A 20,267-nucleotide genomic window follows, 5' to 3' on the forward strand; every position below is an offset into this window, starting at 1 on the left:
TTCGAGGTTTCGCGAATCTCACCGGGCCGTCGAGCAGGTCCGTGGCGGGGCCGGCGGTGCTTCTTTGGGGGCGGGGTGTCAGTGCGCGCCGTAGCCGGTGAGCGAGCGCACCTCCAGCTCTGCGTACTTGGCCTTGTCCGGCTCCTCCTTGGACAGCAGGGATCCCACCCAGCCGAGCAGGAAGCCCAGCGGGATGGAGATCAGGCCGGGGTTCTCCAGCGGGAACCAGTAGAAGTCGGCGTTCTTGAACATGGAGGTGTCCTTGCCGGAGACGACCGGCGAGAAGAGCACCAGGACGACCGAGGAGACCAGCCCGCCGTAGATGGACCACAGCGCGCCCTGGGTGGTGAACCGCTTCCAGAACAGGCTGTAGAGGATCGTCGGGAGGTTGGCGGACGCGGCGACCGCGAAGGCCAGTGCGACGAGCCCGGCGACGTTGAGGTCCCGGGCGAAGACCCCGAGCACGACCGCGACGGCGCCGATCCCGACGGTCGCCCAGCGCGCGGCCCTGACCTCCTCCTTTTGTGTCGCCTGACCCTTGCGGATGACGTTGGCGTACAGGTCGTGGGCGAAGGAGGACGAGGAGGCGAGGGTGAGCCCGGCGACGACGGCGAGGATCGTCGCGAACGCCACCGCGGAGATCACGGCGAGCAGCACCGGGCCGCCGAGTTCCTCGGCGAGCAGGGGTGCGGCGGTGTTGCCGGCCTTGTTCGAATTCTTGATGTCGGTCTTGTCCAGCAGTGCGGCGGCGCCGAAGCCCAGGGCGATGGTCATCAGGTAGAACGCGCCGATGATGCCGATCGCCCAGTTCACCGAGGTGCGGGCGGCCTTGGCCGTGGGGACGGTGTAGAAGCGGATGAGGATGTGCGGCAGGCCCGCGGTGCCGAGCACCAGGGCGATGCCGAGCGAGATGAAGTCGAGCTTGGTGGTGCCGCTCACCCCGTACTTCAGGCCCGGCTCCAGGAACGCGTGGCCCATCTTGCTGTTCTTCGCCGCCTCGCCCAGCAGTTCGGACACGTTGAAGTCGAACTTGAGCAGCACCAGGAAGGTCATCAGCAGGGCGCCCGCGATCAGCATCACGGCCTTGACCATCTGGACCCAGGTGGTGCCCTTCATACCGCCGATGGACACGTAAAGGATCATCACGACGCCGACGAGGACGACGATGAGGATCTTCCCGGCCTCGTTGGTGATGCCCAGCAGCAGGGAGACCAGCAGGCCCGCGCCCGCCATCTGGGCCAGCAGGTAGAAGATCGAGACGACGATGGTGGAGACGCCCGCGGCGGTGCGGACCGGGCGCTGGCGCATCCGGTAGGCGAGCACGTCGCCCATCGTGTACCGGCCGGTGTTGCGCAGCGGCTCGGCGACCAGCAGCAGGGCGACCAGCCAGGCGACGAGGAAGCCGATCGAGTACAGGAACCCGTCGTAACCGGCGAGCGCGATGGCACCGGCGATGCCGAGGAAGGACGCGGCGGACATGTAGTCGCCGGAGATGGCCAGGCCGTTCTGGAAGCCGCTGAAGGAGCGGCCGCCGGCGTAGAAGTCGGTGGCGTCCTTGGTCTGGCGGCCGGCCCATACGGTGATGCCGAGGGTCGCGAGGACGAAGATTGAGAAGAGCGTGATGATCAGCGGCCGGTTGTCCGACGCGCTGTCGACTGCGAGCTGATGGATACTCATGCGTCGCCTTCCAAACTGGACTTGATCGCGGCGGACCGGGGGTCGAGCTTGGCCGCGGCGTGCCGGGAGTACCACCAGGCGATGAGGAAGGTGGTCAGGAACTGGGCGAGGCCGAACACCAGGGCGACGTTGATGTTGCCGACCAGCTTGGTGTCCATGAAGCCGCCCGCGTAGTTGGACAGCAGGACGTACAACAGGTACCAGCTGACGAACGCGATGGTGAGCGGAAAGGCGAACGAGCGGTGGGCGCGGCGCAGTTCGCCGAACTCCTCACTCGCTTGCACCTCGGCGTACGGGGGATGTTCTTGCTGTCGCTGATCGCCAGGGCGATCGCTGGCCGGCGCGGTGTCCACGGTCTCTCCCGGTGAATGGCGTTCTTGACGGTACGTCTGTTCGGCGGTTCTCGTGATCCAGATCACGCATGGTAGGGCGACGGGGGGCCGTCCGACAGAGGCTGGTAGTTGAAAGGAGGGAAGAAGTCGGTGGAGTGATTGACTCCGGGTACTGTGGCGCGTTTTCCTCCGGAATGCCTTGATGGGGGCCTTGATCGACGATAGTTTCGCTCGTCATGTACCCGCCTACGCGCGACTCGCGTCGGGCGGTCTGTACGGATGATGTGGAGACCCCATGGCTCATCACAGACCGGCACATCCAGGCACCAGACCACGGCGCGCCCTGGCGGCGGTGCCGGCCGGGCTGGCGCTCACCGCGTCCCTCGTCCTGCTCCCCCAGGCGGCCTCGGCCATCCCCCAAGGCGCGCCCACCCCTTCGGCCCTCACCTCTTCGGCCACGGCCGACGGCCCGTCGCTGTCGTACGTGGTCAACACCGCCGCCGACCACGGCACCGTCGGCGCGGTGAAGAAGGCGATCACGGCCTCGCACGGCACGGTGGTGACCGCCTATGAACGCATAGGAGTCATCGTCGCCCGTTCTGCGGACCCCGCCTTCGCCCGGACGATCCGTCAGGTGCGTGGCGTGCAGTCGGCGGGCGCGACCCGCACCGCGCCGCTGACCCCGGCCGCCACCACCGAGGTCGGCAGGCCCGAGAAGGTGCCCGCGCCCCGCACCTCGGCGGCCACCGCGGCGAAGGCGCTGTCCGCCGGGCAGGAGCCGCTGGAGTCCCTGCAGTGGGACATCCCCGCCATCAAGGCCGACCAGGCCGCCAAGGTCAACCCGGGCAGCCGCAAGGTCACCGTCGCCGTCATCGACACCGGCGTGGACGACACCCACCCCGATCTGGCCCCCAACTTCTCCCGGACCCAGTCGGCCGGCTGCGTCGGCGGCGTCGCCGACACCAGCCCGGGCGCCTGGCGCCCGTGGGACCCGGCCGAGGATTACCACGGCACGCATGTGGCCGGGGAGATCGCCGCCGCGCGCAACGGCGTGGGCGTGGCCGGCGTCGCGCCCGGGGTGAAGGTCTCCGCCATCAAGGTCAGCGAGCCGACCACGAGCCTGTTCTACGCGGAGAGCGTGGTGTGCGCCTTCGTCTTCGCGGCCGACCACGGCGTCGAGGTGACGAACAACAGCTACTTCGTCGACCCGTGGAAGTACAACTGCGCGGCCGACCCGGACCAGAAGGCGATCACCGACGCGGTCGGCCGGGCCACGGCGTACGCCCAGCGCAAAGGCGTGGTCAACGTCGCCTCCGCGGGCAACTCCAGCCACGACCTGGCGGCCGGCTCGCTCACCGACACCACGAGCCCCAACGACACCACCCCCGTGGAGCGCACCGTCGACCCGTCGGTCTGCCCGGACGTGCCCACCCAGCTGCCCGGCGTCGTCACGGTCTCCGCGACCGGCGTCACGTCCCTGAAGTCGTACTACTCCAGCTACGGCCTGGACCAGGTCGATGTGGCGGGCCCGGGCGGCGACAAGTACCAGGTGCCCGAGCTGCCCGCCAAGGACGGCCGCATCCTGTCCACCATGCCCGGCGGCGACTACGGCTATCTGCAGGGCACCTCGATGGCCTCGCCCCATGTGTCGGGGGTCGCGGCGCTGCTGAAGAGCACGCACCCCAAGGCGAGCCCGCAGGAGATCCAGTGGCTGCTCAAGGCCCAGGCCGACAACCCGGGCTGCCCCACCGGGCCGTACGACCCGGACGGTGACGGAGACACGGACGCCACCTGCACCGGCACCAAGCACATCAACAGCTTCTACGGCTACGGCATCGTCGACGCGCTGGACGCCGTCGCCAAGTGAGCAGTCGCCCAGTGAGCGATCGCCCCGTGACGCCACACGCCCCAGCCCGCCCATCCACCAGAACCGGAGTACCCATGACGTCGCGCTCCTCCGCCCTGGCGCCGCGCACCGCCGCGATACCCGCCGCCCTGGCCCTCACCGCCGCCCTGGCCTTCCTGCCCACGACCGCCACCGCCGCCGGCGGCTCCGGCGGCTCCGGCGGCGGTTCGGCCCGGGCCTCCGGCGCCGCGGCCGACGGCCCGTCGCTGAGCTATGTCGTCAACACCCGCCCCGGCCCCGGGAACGCGGCCCGGGTGAAGAAGGCCATCGCCACGGCCGGTGGCAGCGTCGTCGTGGCGTACGACCGGATCGGCGTCATCGTCGTCCACTCCGCCGACCCCGCCTTCGCCAAGACGATCCGTCAGGTGCGCGGCGTCGCCTCCGCGGGCGCCACCCGCACCGCCCCGCTGCCCGCCCAGTCCACCACCGACACCGGCGCGCCGCGGATGCTGACCGAGGCGCAGCGCAAGGCCGTCGCCGCGCAGGCCACCGCCGGGCAGGACCCGCTGGAGCCGCTGCAGTGGGACCTGCCCGCGATCAAGGCGGACAAGGCCCATGAGAAGAGCCTGGGCAGCCGGAACGTCACCGTGGGCGTGATCGACACCGGCGTGGACGACACCCACCCCGACCTCGCCCCGAACTTCGACCGCAAGGCGTCGGTCAACTGCGTCACCGGAAAGCCGGACACCGCCGACGGCGCCTGGCGTCCCTCGGCCTCCGAGAGCCCGCACGGCACCCATGTCGCCGGGGAGATCGCCGCCGCGAAGAACGGCATCGGCGTCACCGGGGTGGCCCCGGGGGTCAAGGTCTCCGGTATCAAGGTGTCCACGACCGACGGCTTCTTCTACACCGAGGCCGTGGTGTGCGGCTTCGTCTGGGCCGCCGAGCACGGCGTGGACGTCACCAACAACAGCTATTACACCGACCCCTGGTACTTCAACTGCACCACAGACCCGGACCAGAAGGCCCTGGTCGAGGCCGTCACCCGCGCCTCGCGGTACGCGGAGCGCAAGGGCGTGGTCAATGTGGCCGCGGCGGGCAACGAGAGCTACGACCTGGCCGCCGACTCCATCACCGACCCCTCCAGCCCCAACGACACCACCCCCGGCGACCGGGAGATCGACCCGCGCACCTGCCTGGACATCCCCACCCAGCTGCCGGGCGTGGTCACCGTGGCCTCGACCGGGGCCAAGGGGCTCAAGTCCTCCTTCTCCAACTACGGCCTCGGCGTGATCGACATCGCGGCCCCCGGCGGCGACAGCACCGTGTACCAGAAGCCGGCGCCCCCGGCGGAGAGCGGACTCATCTACAACACCCTCCCGGGCGGCAAGTACGGCTACATGGCGGGCACCTCCATGGCCTCCCCGCATGTGGCCGGTGTCGCCGCGCTCATCAAGAGCACCCACCCGCACGCCTCCGCATGGCAGGTCAAGGCGCTGCTCAAGGCCCAGGCCGACGACACCGCCTGCCCCGACCCGTACGACATCGACGGCGACGGCACTGCCGACGCGGTGTGCGAGGGCAGCCCCGCGTACAACGGCTTCTACGGGGCCGGGATCGCGGACGCCCTGGACGCGGTCACCAAGTGAGGCACTGACACAATGCACGGGCCGTCGGGCGGATTCCGCCCGACGGCCCGTACGTATGCTCCGATGCCGCGAGAGGACCGTCCCGTGGACCGCCACGACTCCTGGGGGCCGCTTCCCACCCGTTCCAGGGCCCTGCTGGTGCCGCTGTTCCTGCTCACCGTGGTGGTCCTGCCGGTGTGGTGGGTGCTGCTGCTGGCCGTCTTCCTGGTGTTCCTCGCGTTCGCGGTCGTCGGGGAGGTGCTGTCGCTGATTCCCGGGTTCGAGAAGGGCTTCACCAAGCTGCTCGACTCGTTCGGGGACCGCGTGGAGATCTGGCCCCGCTGGTGTGTGACGCTCCCCGAGCTGCGGCACGAGGGCGACGCCGACTTCTACCGGGCGCGCGTCGACAAGAAGCTCGCCGCCTGGACCCGCAAGGAAGAGGCGGCCCAGGCGGCCAGGAAGGCCCCGCCGCCCGGCCCGTACGACATACCTCTGCGCGACTTCCGCGGCGTCGGCGCGGGCTATGTGCTCCAGACGGCCCGCGAGCTGGGCTGGGAGCTGAGCCACGACCGGCACTCGGACCCGCAGCGCGTGGTCAGGCTGCGGCGGCTGCCGGTCGCGGCGTGAGAGGCACCCTCAGCCCGGTGTGCTGACGCTCGCCTCCTCGAACCGCGTGGTGCTGAGGGCCAGCGGGTTACGGGAGCAGACCACGAGACCCACGTAGTAGGGGGCATCGCCGAATCCGGAGATCTCGCCGGAGGCGAGGGAGGTCCAGGTGGCGCCGTCATCGGTCGAGACGGCCGCGGCGAAGGCGGTCCCGGTGCGCTTCAGCCGGAGCAGCAGAGGGAGTTGCACGGTGGTGGTGCCGGAGAAGACGGAGGCGCCCGCCACGGTGGGGCGCAGCATGAGCTGCGCGCTGGTCCCGGCCGTGACAATCGCCCCGGCCGCCTGGTCGAACGGTGACAGGGACTTGGCCATGAGCAGGCCGACCCGGTCGGCGGTGGCGCCGGTACGGGAGACGAGACGGGCGGTGACCTCGCAGTCTCCGGTGACGGGCTGCCGGACGAACTGCCCTGTCATCCCCTGGTTGTTGACGGTCAGGTCCACACCCGCGCCGCGGACGGTGAAGGTGCCGTCGCGGTACGACGTGCTGCCCGGGGTACGGACCGCCACCACGCCGAGGGTGCCGAAGGCCCGGTCGTCGAGGACGGGATCCCCGAGGTCGCCGTAGCTCCACGGGTCGGGCGGGGGCGTGCCGACCGTGAGGCTCAGGGTGCCGGATACGGTCCCGGAGGCGTTGCCCGCGGTGGTCGTCACCGAGAACTCGCCGGTCTCGGTGGGGGTTCCCGAGATGAGGCCGGTGCGCTTGTCGATGCGCAGGCCGTCGGGCAGGCCACCGGCGGTGAACCGTACGGGCTCGTGCGAGGCCCGCAGCAGATGGCGGAAGGTGGCCCCCTTGTTGGCGAACGCGATGGCCGAGGAGGTGAGTTGGGGCGCGGACGGCGTCGGCATCTCGGCGCTCGCCGATGTCGAGCGCGGTCCGCGGCCGCTGGTGTTGCTCTTCGCGACGGCGTAATGGTAGGTCGTCCCCGGCGTCCCGGTCGCGTCCGCGTACCGGATGCGGGTGCCGAAGCCGACCGCCTGGACACCGGTGGCGAGGGTTTCGTACGAGCCGTCGGCACTCGTCGCTCTCAGCACGGTGTACCGGGCCGCGAGGTCGGGATCGGTCCAGGCCAGCTCGACGGCGTCGGCGTCGGCGAAGGCCCGAAGGCCGGTGGCGGTGCGCGTGGGGCGTGGTACCGACCAGCCCTCGCCGGAGGTGGAGGTCACGGTGACGTTGTCGAAGGCGCCGGTGCCGGTCTCGGCATAGTCCTCGTCAACGCCCAGGCAGGAGGTGAGCGCGAGCCCCACGTACGCGGTTCGCCCCAAGTCGACAGCAGTGGAGCCGACTTCGGTCCATCGGATGCCGTCCGGGGAGATGGCGCCGGTGCAGCGGCCGCCCTTCCGGGTCACCCGCACCCAGTACGGTGCCCGCAGCCGGTAGCCGTCGCCCGCACCCTCGACGTACGGGGCCTCCAGCGGTGTGGCCGACTCGGGCAGCTCGCCGAGATCGGAGATCGGGAAGGAGGCGTTGGTGGTGATCGACTGCTGCTGGGACGGCGGCACGGGCGTGCTGCCGGTGGCGGAGACGGACGCCCCGGCCTTTGGACGTACCGTCCACACGCCGCTCCACGTGTGCAGCGGCAGCCCCTGGATCAGCATCGAGGCGTGTGCCGCGGCCGCGTCGAGGGAGGCGCGCACGGTGACGCCGATCTTGGAGTACTGCGAGCTGAGCGGCCATACGATCCGCGCGGTGACCGTGCCGTCGCCGCGCAGCGGGAGGTAGGCCAGACGGCAGGTGCCGGAGGTGCCGGACGCCTCGAGTACGAAGCGCTCGCCGTCGAAGGCGGCGGAGCCGGGGATCTTCACGTCCCCGATGTCGCGGGTGGACCAGGGGCCGGGCAGACCCGCGGTGGCCGCTGCCCAGCTCGAATCGCCGCTTCGGCCCAGCGCGTTGGAGGCGATGACCGTGTAGTAGTACGTCCGCCCCGCGTGTACGTCGCTGTCGGTGTACGTCGGCTTGCCGATGCCGGAGGCGATCCGCTCGTACGAACCCTCGGGGCGGGTGGCCCGCAGGACCTCGTACGAGTCGGCCCAGGCGGAGGGCAGCCAGGTCACGGTGACGGCCTGGTCCTCCCCCACCGCCGTGACGCCCGCCGGGGGCGTCGGCGTGGTCGGCGAGGATGCCTTGGCACCCGCGTAGGCGAAGGTGCCCCAGCTGGGCAGGTCGTCGTTGCTGCCCTCGACGACGCGGGCGCCGCCGGTGCCGCGGAAGACGGCGCTCTTCGTGTACGGAGTGTCCAGACCCCGTACACCGGCGTAGTGGGCGTAGTACATCTCGTAGATCGGGGGCAGCGTGCCGCGGACCTTGTTCGAGACCGTCGTCTTGATGTATTTGCCGGTGCGGTCGAGGTCGGGGACGAAGGGGACATCGCTGCCCAGGTTGTAGCGGGCGGCGTACTCGGCGTTGGCCAGGACGCGGTGGTCGTCGAACCCCCACAGGTCGACGCCCTGGTTCCAGGCGACCTGGGCGGCGTCGCCCATCAGGCCGACGGCAAGCTGCTCGTGGCCCTGGTCTCGGCCGCTCTCCTGGCCCTGGCCCTCGTCGGTGACGACCCGGTTGCGGACGCTGCCGTTGCCCGCGCCGGCCGCGGCGAAGCGGAGCGCGTCCTCGAAGAGCGTGGGCTCCTCGCAGAACACGCCGATGGCCAGAATCGTCTGGAGGGCCGTGAGGTCCCAGTTGCCGTTGGCGTAGAGCATGTACTCCGAGACCGCCGGGTACCACACGCGCAGGAAGGATTCCTCGCAGCGCGCGATGTCGGCCGCGTCCCAGCCGTCGTAGCCGGTGTGGCGGAGCAGCTCGGCCGCGTTGACGAACTTGAAGGCCTGGAGCCCGGCGCCGAGCGGGCCGTCCGCGCCGGTGATGGCGGTGAGCGAGGCCGACCAGGCGTTGAGGATGTCACGGGCCTTGTCGGCGTGCGCGGCCTCGCCGGTGACGGACCAGATGAGGGCGTTCTGGTAGGCGGCGGCCGAGTCGGCGACGGCCTGGTTCATGAAGTTGGAGGGGCCGCGGCCCCAGGAGGTGATCTGGCCGATGTTCTGCACGGTGTAGGTCGCCTGGGAGCGCGAGTGGGCCGCGAGCGCCAGATAGCCGTCGTAGATCGGGGATTCCTTGGCGGCGATCGCGGACTTCATCCGGGCCAGGTCGTCGGCGCTGTGCAGCAGCCCGGGGTGGGCGAACTTTCTGAGCCCGGTGTTGTCCTGGGCCCGCGCCGGGCCGGCCATGACCAGTCCGGTCGCGCCCGACGCCAGCAGCAGGGCCGCGGTGCTGCCGAGGAAACCCCGGCGGCTGGTTGCGTAAGACATGAGAATGTCGTCCTTCCGCCGGCTCAGCTCGCGGATGCCGCGGCGGCGGCCTCGGCGGTGGTGAGGAACTTGAGATTCGTGACGTGCTCGTTGATGTGCATCGGGATGTAATCGGTGGTCAGGTACCAGCCGGGCTTCTTCATCGAGTCGGCGATGACCTTGCCGTTGAGGACCAGGTTCTCGAACGTCACGCTGTCGATGCCGTGGTCGGTGTCGTAGCCGAGCAGCAGGCAGGTGCTGAGGGCGGGGCCGGTGTAGCTGAGGTCCTTGATGTAGACGTCCTGGATGCCGCGTCCGACCGAGGTGTTGTACTTCGTGTTGTACATGACCCGCATATGGATGAGCTGGCCCTGGCGGAAGTCCTCGACGCGCATGCCGTCGACCTTCACGTTCTTGATCAGGTTGCTGTCGCCGGGGTTGAGGGCGAGGCAGCCCTGGTAGCCCATCTGGGGTTCGCGGTGGTCGCAGATGTCGATGTTCTCGAAGGTGAGGTTCTCGATGACCTCGGGGCTGTCGGTGTTGCCGTGCGTCCCCACGTTGATCGGGTGCGCGACGTCCGCCCAGAGGGTCGAGTTCTTGACGTGGATGTTCGAGGTGTCGCCGTAGTAGTCCCAGCGGTGGGTGTAGATCGCGATGCAGTCGTCGGCGTTGCGCATGAAGACGCCATCGACGGTGACATGGCTGCTGGAGAAGATGTCGATGCCGTCGCCCCAGCCCTTGGAGCTGAAGGAGCCCATGCCGCGGATGGTGACGTGCTCCGACTCGCCGATGGTGACGGCGTAGCCGTTCGGGTTGAGCATGGTGACCTCACCGATGGTGATGTTCTTCGAGCCCTCGACGGTGGCGCCTCCCCCGGGCGCCGCGTAGATCACGCCGCGCCCGAGAAGCTTCGCCTTCTCGACGTCCTTGAAGATGACCCGCGACTTGAGCACCGCGCCGCCGTGCAGGTACACGGTTTTGTCGGAGGGAACGGTCAGGGTTCCGTCGGGGGTGGTGTGCACGCCGGGGCCGAAGTAGATGACGTCGGGGTCGTCCTTGTCCGGCACGTTCTGCTCCAGCGGGCGGGCGAACAGGTGCAGACAGTCGAAGATGTCGTCGTTGATCTGGACGACGATGTTCCGCGGGCGGTCCAGGGTGAACTGGAGGGTGTCGGCGAGGACCTCGGGCTTGATGCCGTACGAGTCCGGGCGGACGCGCACCTTCCGCACGCCTCCCTTGATGTACGTCACCTGAACCTCGACCGTGCCCGAGAAGTCGAAGTACGCCAGCGACGCCTTCTGCTGCTGACCGGAGCCGGTGGTGGTGTTGACCAGGTTCAGGGTGGCCAGGTAGGTGCCGAGCGTCTGCCAGCTGCCACCCGGCACACGGACCTTGACGCTGAAGCTGTCGGTCTTGACCGGGGCTCCGGACGGCACGGTGTAGGTCACCAGCTGGGGCGTGTCACCCGAGGACTCGTCGGCCCGCGCAGCCGTGGCCATCATGCCGGACAGGCCGGCGGCGAGCACGGTGGCGCCCGCCGCCTGAAGGGTGGAACGGCGGGTCAGGGGCGTGTTCATACTCGACTCCTTGCAAGAGCGGAAGGGGCGTGGGAGCGCGTGGACGCCTCATCTTCTGCTGGGGGTGATACGCGCGATCGGCGGAAGTAACAGGTAGCAAACGGTTCCTACACCGGGTGGGCCAGAGTTTCTTCCTGTCCGGAAAGCTCGTCAAGGGTCTTCGCATGTTTTCGAAAAATACCCCGGTATGGGGGGACCGCGGCGGCCGCGGCGGAGAAGACCGCCGGAGCCTGCCATCGATTGACCCTCGCTCCGGGCCAGATATAGCGTAGAAGACGCTTTCAGAAAATGTTTCTCTCGCACCTCAGGAGAGTCATGCCCAGCGCCCAGCTGCCGAGGGCCGTATTCGCCATGGATCCGGTGCACCTCCCCCTGCTCCTCCCCCCGCCCCTCATGACACGGCTGAAGCAGACGGCCGAGATCGACCCCTCGCTGGTCCTCCAGGACTTCACCACCCCGCCCGCCGTCTCGGCGCTGGCCGACGCCGAAGTGCTGATCACCGGCTGGGACTGTCCGCACCTCGGCGCGGACGCCCTGGCCGCGGCGCCCCGGCTGCGCGCCGTCCTGCACGCCGGGGGCTCCGTCCGCTCGCTGATCGGCGAGGCCCTGTGGGAGCGCGGCATCAGCGTCTCCAGCGCGGTCACCGGCAACGCGCTGCCGGTCGCCGAGTACACGCTCGCGATGATCCTGCTGGCCGGGAAGGACGCGTTCACGCACCGTGAGCGCTTCCGCGCCACACACGCCCGCCCCTCCTCCGCCGAGACCGCCACCACCGGCAACCTCGGCCGCCGGATCGGGATCATCGGCGCCTCACGCGTGGGCCGTCGCCTTCTCGACCTGCTGCGGCCGTTCGACTTCGAGCTGCTGCTCCACGACCCCTACGTGGACGCCGTCGAGGCCGCCGCGCTCGGCGCCGAACTCCTGCCCCTGGAGGATCTGCTGCGCCGCAGCGACATCGTCAGCCTCCACGCCCCCGACATCCCCGAGACCCACCGCATGCTCGACCGGGCCCGGCTCGCCCTGATCCGGGACGGCGGTGTACTGATCAACACCTCCCGGGGCGCGCTGGTCGACCCCGAGGCGCTCACGGACGAACTGTCCGCCGGCCGGCTGCACGCGGTCCTCGACGTCACGGAACCCGAGCCGCTGCCGACCGAGTCCCCGCTGTACACGCTCCCCAACGTCTTCCTCACCCCGCACATCGCGGGCTCGCTCGGCAACGAGCTGGAGCGGCTCGGCCGCATCGTCGTCGAGGAGCTGGAACGCCTGGCCGCGGGCCTGCCGCTCGCTCACGAGGTGCACCGCACGGATCTCGCCCGGGTGGCCTGACACCCCGCCCTCGGCAAGGTGCCCCGCGGTCCACGAGCAATTCTGCAGGGAGTAACGATGGGATACGGTTTCAGCGGGCGGGGACCCGGCATCTCCGGCGCACGGGTCACTACGGTGAAGGAGCCGCAACGGTGAGTCAGCGCAAGGCGCCGGGTGACGGCGGACGGGCGACGATCCGCGACGTGGCGGAGCGCGCGGGAGTCTCCGTGGCGAGCGTGTCGCGCGTTCTGTCCGGCAACTATCCGGTGTCGGACGACCTGCGCCGCCGGGTGATGAAGGTCGTACAGGACCTGGACTACGTCACCAACGCCCACGCCCGCTCCCTGGCCGGCGGCGGCACACCGACCGTGGCGATCCTCATCAACGACATCACCGGTGCCGCCTTCGCCCACGTGGCCAGGGGCGTCGAGAGCGCCGCCTCGCTGCGCGGCTGGCTCTCGCTGGTCGGCACGACCGGGGACGACCCCGAGCGGGAACTGGCGCTGGTGAACCTGATGCGCCAGCAGGGCGTGGCCGCGGTGATCCTGCTGGGCGGCGCCTATGACTTCGACGAGTACCAGCTGCGGATGGCCCGGTTCGCGCGCTCCCTGGACGCGGCCGGCTCGCACCTCGTGCTGGTCGGCAGACCACCGCTGGAGGGCGACGTCCCGGCGACGACGGTCGACTACGACAACGAGGGCGGCGCGTACGCCATGGCCAGCCACCTCCTGTCCACCGGCCACCGGCGTGTCCTGGTGTTGCCGGGCCCCGCCGACCTCACCACGGCCCAGGCCCGGCTGAGCGGCGCCCAGCGGGCCTTCGAGGCCTACGGCGTGCCCTTCGATCCCGGCATGGTGCGGCACGGCCCCTACGACTACGAGCACGGGTACGACGCGGTCGGGGCGAGCCTGCGGCAGGGGCTGGACTTCACGTCGGTGCTCGCCGGCACCGACGTGGTCGCCGCGGGGGCCATGCAGGCGCTGCGTGCGGCGGGCCTCAGAGTGCCCGAGGACGTGTCGATCGTCGGCTACGACGACATCCCGCTGGCCTCCCAGCTCACTCCTCAGCTGACCACCGTGCACGTGCCGTACGAGGAGATGGGCCGCGTAGCGCTGCGCGCGGTGGCCGACCGGCGTGAGGGCGCCGCGGGCCGCCGCAAGGGCAGCGACGGCGACCACCTGGTGCTGGGCACCCACGTCGTCGTACGACACTCCGTACAGCCGCCGGCCCGCCATGGGTAGCGCACACTGGAGCGCGTTGTTACGAAAGCGTTTTCCCAACGTTTGACGCGCTCCACCTGACCGGTGCCCCGCATCCGCCAGACGTCGCGGCGACTTGATCAGGAACCCCTGTGAGCTGCGGAGACATCCGCGGTTAACGGGTGGACGGCCCGTCGGCCTGACGCGCCCCGGCGGACAACCGGCCGCCGATATTTTCCCGCACACCTCTTGCTATCAACCGACACGTCGGCTTAACGTCCAGGAACCGCTTACTACAGCTTCTGCTTGGCCGGTCCCCGCATCGCGTGCCGACGGTTTCCGGACGCCTTTCCTGGCCAACGCCCCGAGCCACCGTCGTCTCAACTCTCGCCCCGAGACGCCTACTTTCCGAAGGAACACGGTCCGATGAACTTCACCAGTCCCAGGAGAAGGTTCGCCCGCGCCGCCGTCGTGGGTCTCGCCCTGACGGGTCTGCTCTCCGCTTGCGGCGGATCCGACTCCGGGGACGACGCGTCCTCGGGTCCGGTGACCCTCCCCTTCTGGGGTTGGGCCAACGGCCAGGAAGCCGTCGTCAAGGCGTTCAACGCCAGCCACAAGGACATCAAGCTCAAGTACACGAAGGTCACCGACCAGCTGACCATGCAGAAGAACCTGACCAACGCGGTCAAGGCCGGGAACGCACCCTGCCTGGTTCAGAACACCGCCGAGTATGTGACGACCTGGGTCTCACAGGGCGCGCTCGCCGACATCACCCAGTACGTGAAGTCCGACAAGGACAAGTTCAACGCCGGGGCGTGGGCCGGCGCGCAGGTGCAGGGGAAGATCTACGGCGTGCCCACCAGCTCGGCGCCCGCCTTCACCATCTACCGCACCGACGTCTTCCAGAAGTACGGCCTCAAGGCGCCCGCGACGTGGGACGACTTCATCGCCGCGGGCAAGGTGCTGAAGAAGCACGGCATCAAGATCACCAACTACGCCGGTGAGGACCCGAGCACCCTGGAGGTGCTCGCCATGCAGGCGGGCGCGCACTGGTACGCCATCGACGGCGACTCCTGGAAGGTGAACTTCCAGGACAAGGGCACCCTCAAGGCGGCGAAGGTGATCCAGCAGATCATCGACAACGACCTGAACTCCAAGCTCTCCTTCGCGGACTACGCCGCCGTGCAGCGCAACTATGACAACGGCGCCACCGCGACCCGGCAGATCTCCACCTGGCAGATGGCCGGCATGGTGCAGAACTTCACCAAGTCCAACGGCAAGTGGGCGCTGTCGCCCTGGCCGACGTTCAAGGGCGAGGCGGCCAAGACCCCGGCCGGCACCAACCAGAGCGGCGGCCTGACCCTGGTGACCAAGCAGTGCAAGAACCAGCGGCAGGCCGCCGAGGCCGCGCTGTGGATGTCCACCGACACCGGCGCGGTCAAGACGATGGCCAGCCCGGAGACCGGCAACGGCGTGATGCCCGCGCTGGCCGACAGCGACACGTACATCGCCGAGGCGATCTCCGCCAAGCTCCTCGGCAAGAACTACGAACCGGCCAAGAAGGTCGTCACGGACAGCCTGGGCACGGTCACCACCGACTGGATCTTCGGCCCGAACTGGACCGCGATGTTCACCGAGCTGCAGAGCGGCTGGGCGAAGGTCATGAACAAGGAGCAGAAGGTCACCGACCTGCTCGCGCACATGCAGAAGTGGACGGTCGACGACCTCAAGTCCCGCGGAATCAGCGTCAAGGGCTGAGGCATACCCGATGATCCGCTCCCAGCGCTGGAAGGGCGCCGCCTTCACGGTGCCCTTCCAGCTCGGCTTTGTCTTCCTGTACCTGCTTCCCATCGGGTACGCCGTCTACCAGTCGCTGTTCCTGGAGAAGCAGTCCGGACTCGGACTCGACGGCGGTGCCACCAAGGAGTTCGTCGGCCTGGACAACTACCAGCACGGCCTGACCGACTCGGCGTTCATGAACGCCATCCTGCGGGTCGTGCTGTTCGCCTGCGTGCAGATTCCGGTGATGCTGCTCATCAGCCTGGTGCTGGCGCTGCTCCTGGACGCGCTCACCTCACGGGTGGCCGGCCGGTTCCGGATCTTCCTGCTGGTCCCTTACATGATCCCCGGAGTGGTCGCGGCGATCGTGTGGGTCAACATCTACAGCCCCGCCGTGGGACCGCTGACGCCGCTCGGCCAATTCTTCGGATTCGACTGGAATTTCTTCGCGCCTTCGATGGTCTGGCCGTCCATAGGCAACCTGCTGACATGGCACGGCATCGGCTACAACATGGTGATCATCTATTCGGCGCTCCAGGGCGTTCCCCGTGAGCTGTTCGAAGCCGCTCGGCTGGACGGCGCCTCCGAGATCCGCATCGCGCGGAGCATCAAGATCCCGCATGTGCGCGGCGCCCTCATCCTGACCGGACTGCTCTCGATCATCCAGATGCTGCAGCTCTTCAACGAGCCCGCGCTGTTCCGGAACGTCACCCCGCAGACGGTCGATGACAGCTTCACCCCGATCATGGTCATCTACAACCAGGCGTTCAACGCCGGTAACTACCACTACGCCGCGGCCCTGTCGGTGCTGCTCGCCCTCATCCTCGGCGTGGCCTCCTTCCTCTTCTACCGGCTGACCTCGAAGAAGGCCGACTGATGCTGCTGACCGAAAACGACGTAAAGCGACCCCCCGCCCGCACCGTCCGCCGGCTGACCCGCCCGGACGGCGCCTCCCGCGGGCGGGGCGGTCAGCGGTTCCTGCTGATCGGGCTGATCCTGGCCAGCGTGTACAGCATGTTCCCGGTGTGGTGGCTGATCGTCGCCGCGACCAAGGACCGGGTCGGGCTGTACCAGACGAACGGCCTGTGGTTCTCCGGCATGCACCTGTGGGAGAACCTGCACCAGCTGTTCACCTACCACGACGGCATCTACCTGCGCTGGACGGCCAACTCGTTCCTGTACGCGGGCGTCGGCTCGCTCGGCGGCACCCTCGTCGCCCTCGCCGCGGGCTACGGCCTCGCCCGCTTCGACTTTCCCGGGCGGGGCGTGGTGTTCGCATGCGTGGTGGGCTCGTTCCTGATCCCGATCGCCCTGCTCACCCTGCCGCTGTACCTGCTGTTCTCGGCGATCGGACTGGTCGACACCCCCTGGGCGATGCTGATTCCCTGCTTGATCAACCCGTTCAGCGTGTATCTGGCCAAGGTGTACACCGAGGCCACGATCCCCTACGAACTGCTGGAGGCGGCCCGCCTCGACGGCGCCGGAGAGCTGCGGATCTTCTTCAGCATCGTGCTGCGGATGATGACGACGGGCGGCGCCACCGTGTTCCTGCTCGCCTTCGTCAACACCTGGAACGCCTTCTTCCTCCCGCTGACCGTGCTGCGCGGTGAGAAGAACTGGACGCTCAACCTGGGCCTGTACAACTGGACCGGCAACCGCCTGGAGTCCGGCGTCGACGTGACCAGTCTGGTGCTGACGGGCGCGCTGCTGTCCATCGTGCCGATGGCGATCATGATGGTGGCGATGCGCCGCTACTGGCGGACCGGCGTCACGATGGGAGCCCTGAAGTGACGAGCGGCACGCCCGCACGGCCGAGTCGGCCGCCATCCGACGGGCCGTCAGGGGCCCGGTAGCGGGGCCCCTTCGGGCACGGGCGCGCCGGACTGTCGGCGGCGGTGCGTATCCTCATGGACCATGCTCGAAGACCGCATGGCCGCCGCACCGCCGTCCTCCCCGTGGCCGGACGCCTATCCCGACGGCTACGCGGTCGTCGACGTGGAGACGACCGGGCTCGCCCGCGACGACCGGATCGTGTCCGCCGCGGTCTACCAACTGGACGCGCGCGGCGCCGTGCAGGACCACTGGTACACCCTGGTCAATCCGCAGCGTGATCCGGGCCCGGTGTGGATCCACGGCCTGACCAGCGACACGCTGGCCGACGCCCCGCTCTTCGCGGAGATCGCCGGCGAGCTGGCCGAGCGCCTGGACGGCCGGGTGCTGGTCGCGCACAACGCGGTCTTCGACTGGTCGATGCTCGCCCGGGAGTACGCGCGCGCCAAGAGCGCCGCGCCGGTGCGGCAGCGGCTGTGCACCATCGCGCTCTCCAAGGAGCTTGGCCTGCCGCTGCCCAACCACAAGCTGGAGTCCCTGGCCGCGCACTACGGGGTGGTCCAGCAGCGCGCCCACCACGCCCTGGACGACGCGCGGGTGCTCGCCGAGACGTTCCGGCCGAGTCTGCGCCTGGCCGCGGCGGCCGGGCTGCGGCTGCCCCTGCTCGCCTGCCAGCCGCTGACCGAATGGTCCGACGCCCCCCGGCCGATCGGCTACCAGCGGTCCTACCGCGCGACCAGCTGGCGCCCCAGCCGCAAGCGCCCGGCCTGCCCCTACCCCAACCCGGGGCGCTACGAGCCGGGCGGCCGGCTGGTCCAGGGCATGCGGGTGGCGTTCTCCGGCGACACCTCGATCGACCGCGAGCTGCTGGAGGACCAGGCCGCCGAGGCCGGGCTGCACGTGGCCACCAGTGTCTCCCGGCTCACCAGCCTGCTGGTCACCAACGACCCGGAGGCCTCGACCTCCAAGATCACCAAGGCGCGCTCCTTCGGCACCCCCGTCATCGACGAGGCGGCCTTCACCCAGCTGCTGCGGGACGTGGCCCCCGCAGCGGCCGGGTGAGGTCGGCAAACAGGTGAAGTCGGCCCAACACGCCCGGCCGCCGCTCCCCCACCGCGCCCCACAGCCCGCACCCTGTGCCCCATGGCACGTTGCGAGGTCTGCGGAAACGATTACCACATGACGTTCGAGGTGCACGCGCAGGGCGCCGTGCACGTCTTCGACTGCTTCTCCTGCGCCATTCACCGCATGGCGCCCATCTGCGAGCACTGCCGGTGCCAGATCATCGGCCAGGGCGTGGAGGTGGACGGCCACTTCTACTGCGGCGCCCACTGCTCCCGGGGGGAAGGGAAGGTGGGGATCATCGACCGCGTCTGAACACATCCGAACCACGCCTGAGTGACACTTGAACCGCATCTGACCGGAAACGCCCCGGATCGTCCCCTCGGTGCCCCCAAGAGCCGGGGGGCGGTCCATGGCGCGTACGGTCGGCGAGTACTGTCAAGGTCGTGTACCGCTTCCTGTTGTCCCGGCAGTGGGTGATCCTCACTCTCGTGGGGCTCGCCCTGATCCCGGCCATGATCAGGCTGGGCTTCTGGCAGCTTCACCGCCATGAGCACCGGGTCGCGCAGAACCAGCTGATCGCCGACAGCCTGGCCGCGCCGGCCGTCCCCGTGGGCCGGCTCACCGCCCCCGGGCGCGCCGTCGCACACGACGACATGTGGCGCACCGTGACCGCCAAGGGCCGGTACGACACCGGGCACGAGGTGGTCGTACGCCAGCGGACCGCCGCCGACGACCAGACCATCGGCTACTACGTGCTCACCCCGCTGGTCATGGACAACGGCCGGGCCGTCCTGGTCAACCGCGGCTGGATCCCGGCGGGCAACGACCTCACCCGCTTCCCCAAGGTGCCCGCCGCCCCCTCCGGCGAGGTCACCGTCACCGGCCGCCTCAAGGCCGACGAGACGACCGGGGGCAGCGGCATCAAGGACAAGAAGGGGCTGCCCGCCCGCCAGGTCATGTTGATCAACAGCGAGCAGCAGGCGAAGTCCCTGTCCGAGCCGGTCCTCGGTGGCTACATCGAGCTGACCACGTCCTCCCCCAAGGGCACCGGCCAGCCCGAGGTGGTCCCGGAGCCGGACCACAGCGGCATCGGCCCGCACATGGCGTATGCGATCCAGTGGTGGCTGTTCTCCGCGGGCGTGCCGGTCGGCTGGGTGGTCCTGGTCCGCCGCGAGCTGCGCGACCGGGCGGCCGCACGGGCCGCCGAGCCCGCGCCCGAACCGGTCGCGGCCGGGACCTGACCGGAGCGCCAGTCTCCTCTTACGGACCTCCCTTACGCTCACCGAGCACCTCACGGCAGACTGACCCCATGGATCTTGGACTCAAAGACCGGGTGTACGTCCTCACCGGAGCCAGCCGCGGGCTGGGCCTCGCGACCGCCCGTGAGCTGGTCGCCGACGGTGCGAAGGTCGTGATCACCAGCCGTGACGAGAAGACGGCGGCGGAGGCCGCCGCCGAGCTGGGCCCGAACGCCGTCGGCGTCGCGGCCGACAACGCCGACGCGGCCGCCGCCGAGCGCCTGATCGCCACGGCCCGCGACCGCTTCGGCGGCTTCGACGGCGTACTCATCAGCGTCGGCGGGCCCCCGGCGGGCCTGACGGCGCACATCACCGACGCGCAGTGGCGGGCGGCCTTCGACTCCGTCTTCCTGGGCGCGGTCCGCCTGGCCCGCACCGCCGCCGCGGAGCTCTCCTCCGGCGGTGTGATCGGCTTCGTCCTCTCCGGCTCCGTGTACGAGCCGATCCCCGGCCTGACGGTCTCCAACGGGCTGCGGCCGGGCCTGGCGGGCTTCGCGAAGTCCCTCGCCTCGGAGGTGGGCCCGCAGGGCATCCGGGTCGTCGGCCTGCTGCCGGCCCGTATCGACACCGACCGGGTCCGTGAGCTGGACTCGCTGTTCGGCGACGCGGACGAGGCCCGGGCCCGCAACAGCGCGCAGATCCCGCTGCGCCGCTACGGCACGCCGGAGGAGTTCGGCCGGGCGACGGCGTTCCTGCTCTCGCCCGCGGCGTCGTACCTGACCGGCATCATGCTGCCGGTGGACGGCGGCGCGCTGCACGGCTTCTAGCCGCACCCTTTCAAAG

General features: G+C 69.7%; 16 protein-coding genes. 12 read left to right on the plus strand and 4 right to left on the minus strand.

The features are described from left to right. Positions 1-78: 78 nt before the first annotated feature. On the minus strand, positions 79-1,677 hold the full coding sequence (locus PV419_RS39935) for a cation acetate symporter (RefSeq protein ID WP_319697434.1): 1,599 nt from the start codon (positions 1,675-1,677) through the stop codon (positions 79-81). Beyond that, entirely contained in the window at positions 1,674-2,030 is a 357-nt protein-coding gene (locus PV419_RS39940) for a DUF485 domain-containing protein (RefSeq protein WP_319697436.1), read from the minus strand. Before PV419_RS39940 ends, PV419_RS39935 begins: the two co-directional genes overlap by 4 nt. Before the next feature lie 274 nt (positions 2,031-2,304). On the opposite strand from PV419_RS39940, the gene PV419_RS39945 reads away from it, so the two are divergent. The 3 genes from PV419_RS39945 (at position 2,305) to PV419_RS39955 (ending at position 6,110) form a co-directional block, all read left to right on the plus strand. Beyond that, positions 2,305-3,876, plus strand: coding sequence for a S8 family serine peptidase (locus tag PV419_RS39945; RefSeq protein ID WP_319697438.1), 1,572 nt, complete (start codon positions 2,305-2,307; stop codon positions 3,874-3,876). 74 nt (positions 3,877-3,950) lie between these two features. After that, complete coding sequence (locus PV419_RS39950) at positions 3,951-5,504, plus strand: S8 family peptidase (RefSeq protein WP_319697440.1); 1,554 nt, start codon at positions 3,951-3,953, stop codon at positions 5,502-5,504. Positions 5,505-5,588: 84 nt separating this feature from the next. Next, positions 5,589-6,110: a hypothetical protein gene (locus PV419_RS39955; protein WP_319697441.1), complete on the plus strand. Its 522-nt coding sequence runs from the start codon at positions 5,589-5,591 to the stop codon at positions 6,108-6,110. Positions 6,111-6,119: 9 nt separating this feature from the next. Here PV419_RS39955 and PV419_RS39960 read toward each other — a convergent pair whose 3' ends face one another. Together PV419_RS39960 and PV419_RS39965 are read right to left on the minus strand one after the other, a co-directional pair. Next, positions 6,120-9,449 (minus strand): alginate lyase family protein, encoded by a 3,330-nt coding sequence (locus PV419_RS39960; RefSeq protein ID WP_319697443.1) that lies wholly within the window; start codon positions 9,447-9,449, stop codon positions 6,120-6,122. Between the two features lie 23 nt (positions 9,450-9,472). Then, complete coding sequence (locus PV419_RS39965) at positions 9,473-11,005, minus strand: glycosyl hydrolase family 28 protein (RefSeq protein WP_319697444.1); 1,533 nt, start codon at positions 11,003-11,005, stop codon at positions 9,473-9,475. Positions 11,006-11,320: 315 nt separating this feature from the next. On the opposite strand from PV419_RS39965, the gene PV419_RS39970 reads away from it, so the two are divergent. The 9 genes from PV419_RS39970 (at position 11,321) to PV419_RS40010 (ending at position 20,251) form a co-directional block, all read left to right on the plus strand. Beyond that, complete coding sequence (locus tag PV419_RS39970; RefSeq protein WP_319697446.1) at positions 11,321-12,334, plus strand: hydroxyacid dehydrogenase; 1,014 nt, start codon at positions 11,321-11,323, stop codon at positions 12,332-12,334. A gap of 131 nt (positions 12,335-12,465) precedes the next feature. After that, positions 12,466-13,554: a LacI family DNA-binding transcriptional regulator gene (locus PV419_RS39975; protein ID WP_319697447.1), complete on the plus strand. Its 1,089-nt coding sequence runs from the start codon at positions 12,466-12,468 to the stop codon at positions 13,552-13,554. 384 nt (positions 13,555-13,938) lie between these two features. Next, a complete protein-coding gene (locus tag PV419_RS39980) occupies positions 13,939-15,270 on the plus strand; it encodes an ABC transporter substrate-binding protein (protein ID WP_319697449.1) in 1,332 nt (443 codons plus the stop codon). 10 nt (positions 15,271-15,280) lie between these two features. Further along, a complete protein-coding gene (locus PV419_RS39985; protein WP_319697450.1) occupies positions 15,281-16,168 on the plus strand; it encodes a sugar ABC transporter permease in 888 nt (295 codons plus the stop codon). Beyond that, the gene (locus PV419_RS39990; RefSeq protein ID WP_319697452.1) at positions 16,168-17,082 is read left to right on the plus strand and encodes a carbohydrate ABC transporter permease; all 915 of its coding nucleotides are present in this window, start codon (positions 16,168-16,170) and stop codon (positions 17,080-17,082) included. Before PV419_RS39985 ends, PV419_RS39990 begins: the two co-directional genes overlap by 1 nt. A gap of 123 nt (positions 17,083-17,205) precedes the next feature. Further along, complete coding sequence (locus PV419_RS39995) at positions 17,206-18,183, plus strand: DEDDh family exonuclease (RefSeq protein WP_319697453.1); 978 nt, start codon at positions 17,206-17,208, stop codon at positions 18,181-18,183. 81 nt (positions 18,184-18,264) lie between these two features. Then, positions 18,265-18,498 (plus strand): hypothetical protein, encoded by a 234-nt coding sequence (locus PV419_RS40000; protein ID WP_319697455.1) that lies wholly within the window; start codon positions 18,265-18,267, stop codon positions 18,496-18,498. 131 nt (positions 18,499-18,629) lie between these two features. Continuing rightward, positions 18,630-19,427, plus strand: a complete 798-nt coding sequence (locus PV419_RS40005; RefSeq protein WP_319697457.1) for an SURF1 family protein — start codon at positions 18,630-18,632, stop codon at positions 19,425-19,427. A gap of 68 nt (positions 19,428-19,495) precedes the next feature. Then, positions 19,496-20,251 (plus strand): SDR family oxidoreductase, encoded by a 756-nt coding sequence (locus tag PV419_RS40010; protein ID WP_319697459.1) that lies wholly within the window; start codon positions 19,496-19,498, stop codon positions 20,249-20,251. The last annotated feature ends 16 nt before the right edge of the window (positions 20,252-20,267 follow it).

The sequence above is a fragment of the Streptomyces sp. ME19-01-6 genome (assembly GCF_033793745.1).
GTDB lineage: Bacteria > Actinomycetota > Actinomycetes > Streptomycetales > Streptomycetaceae > Streptomyces.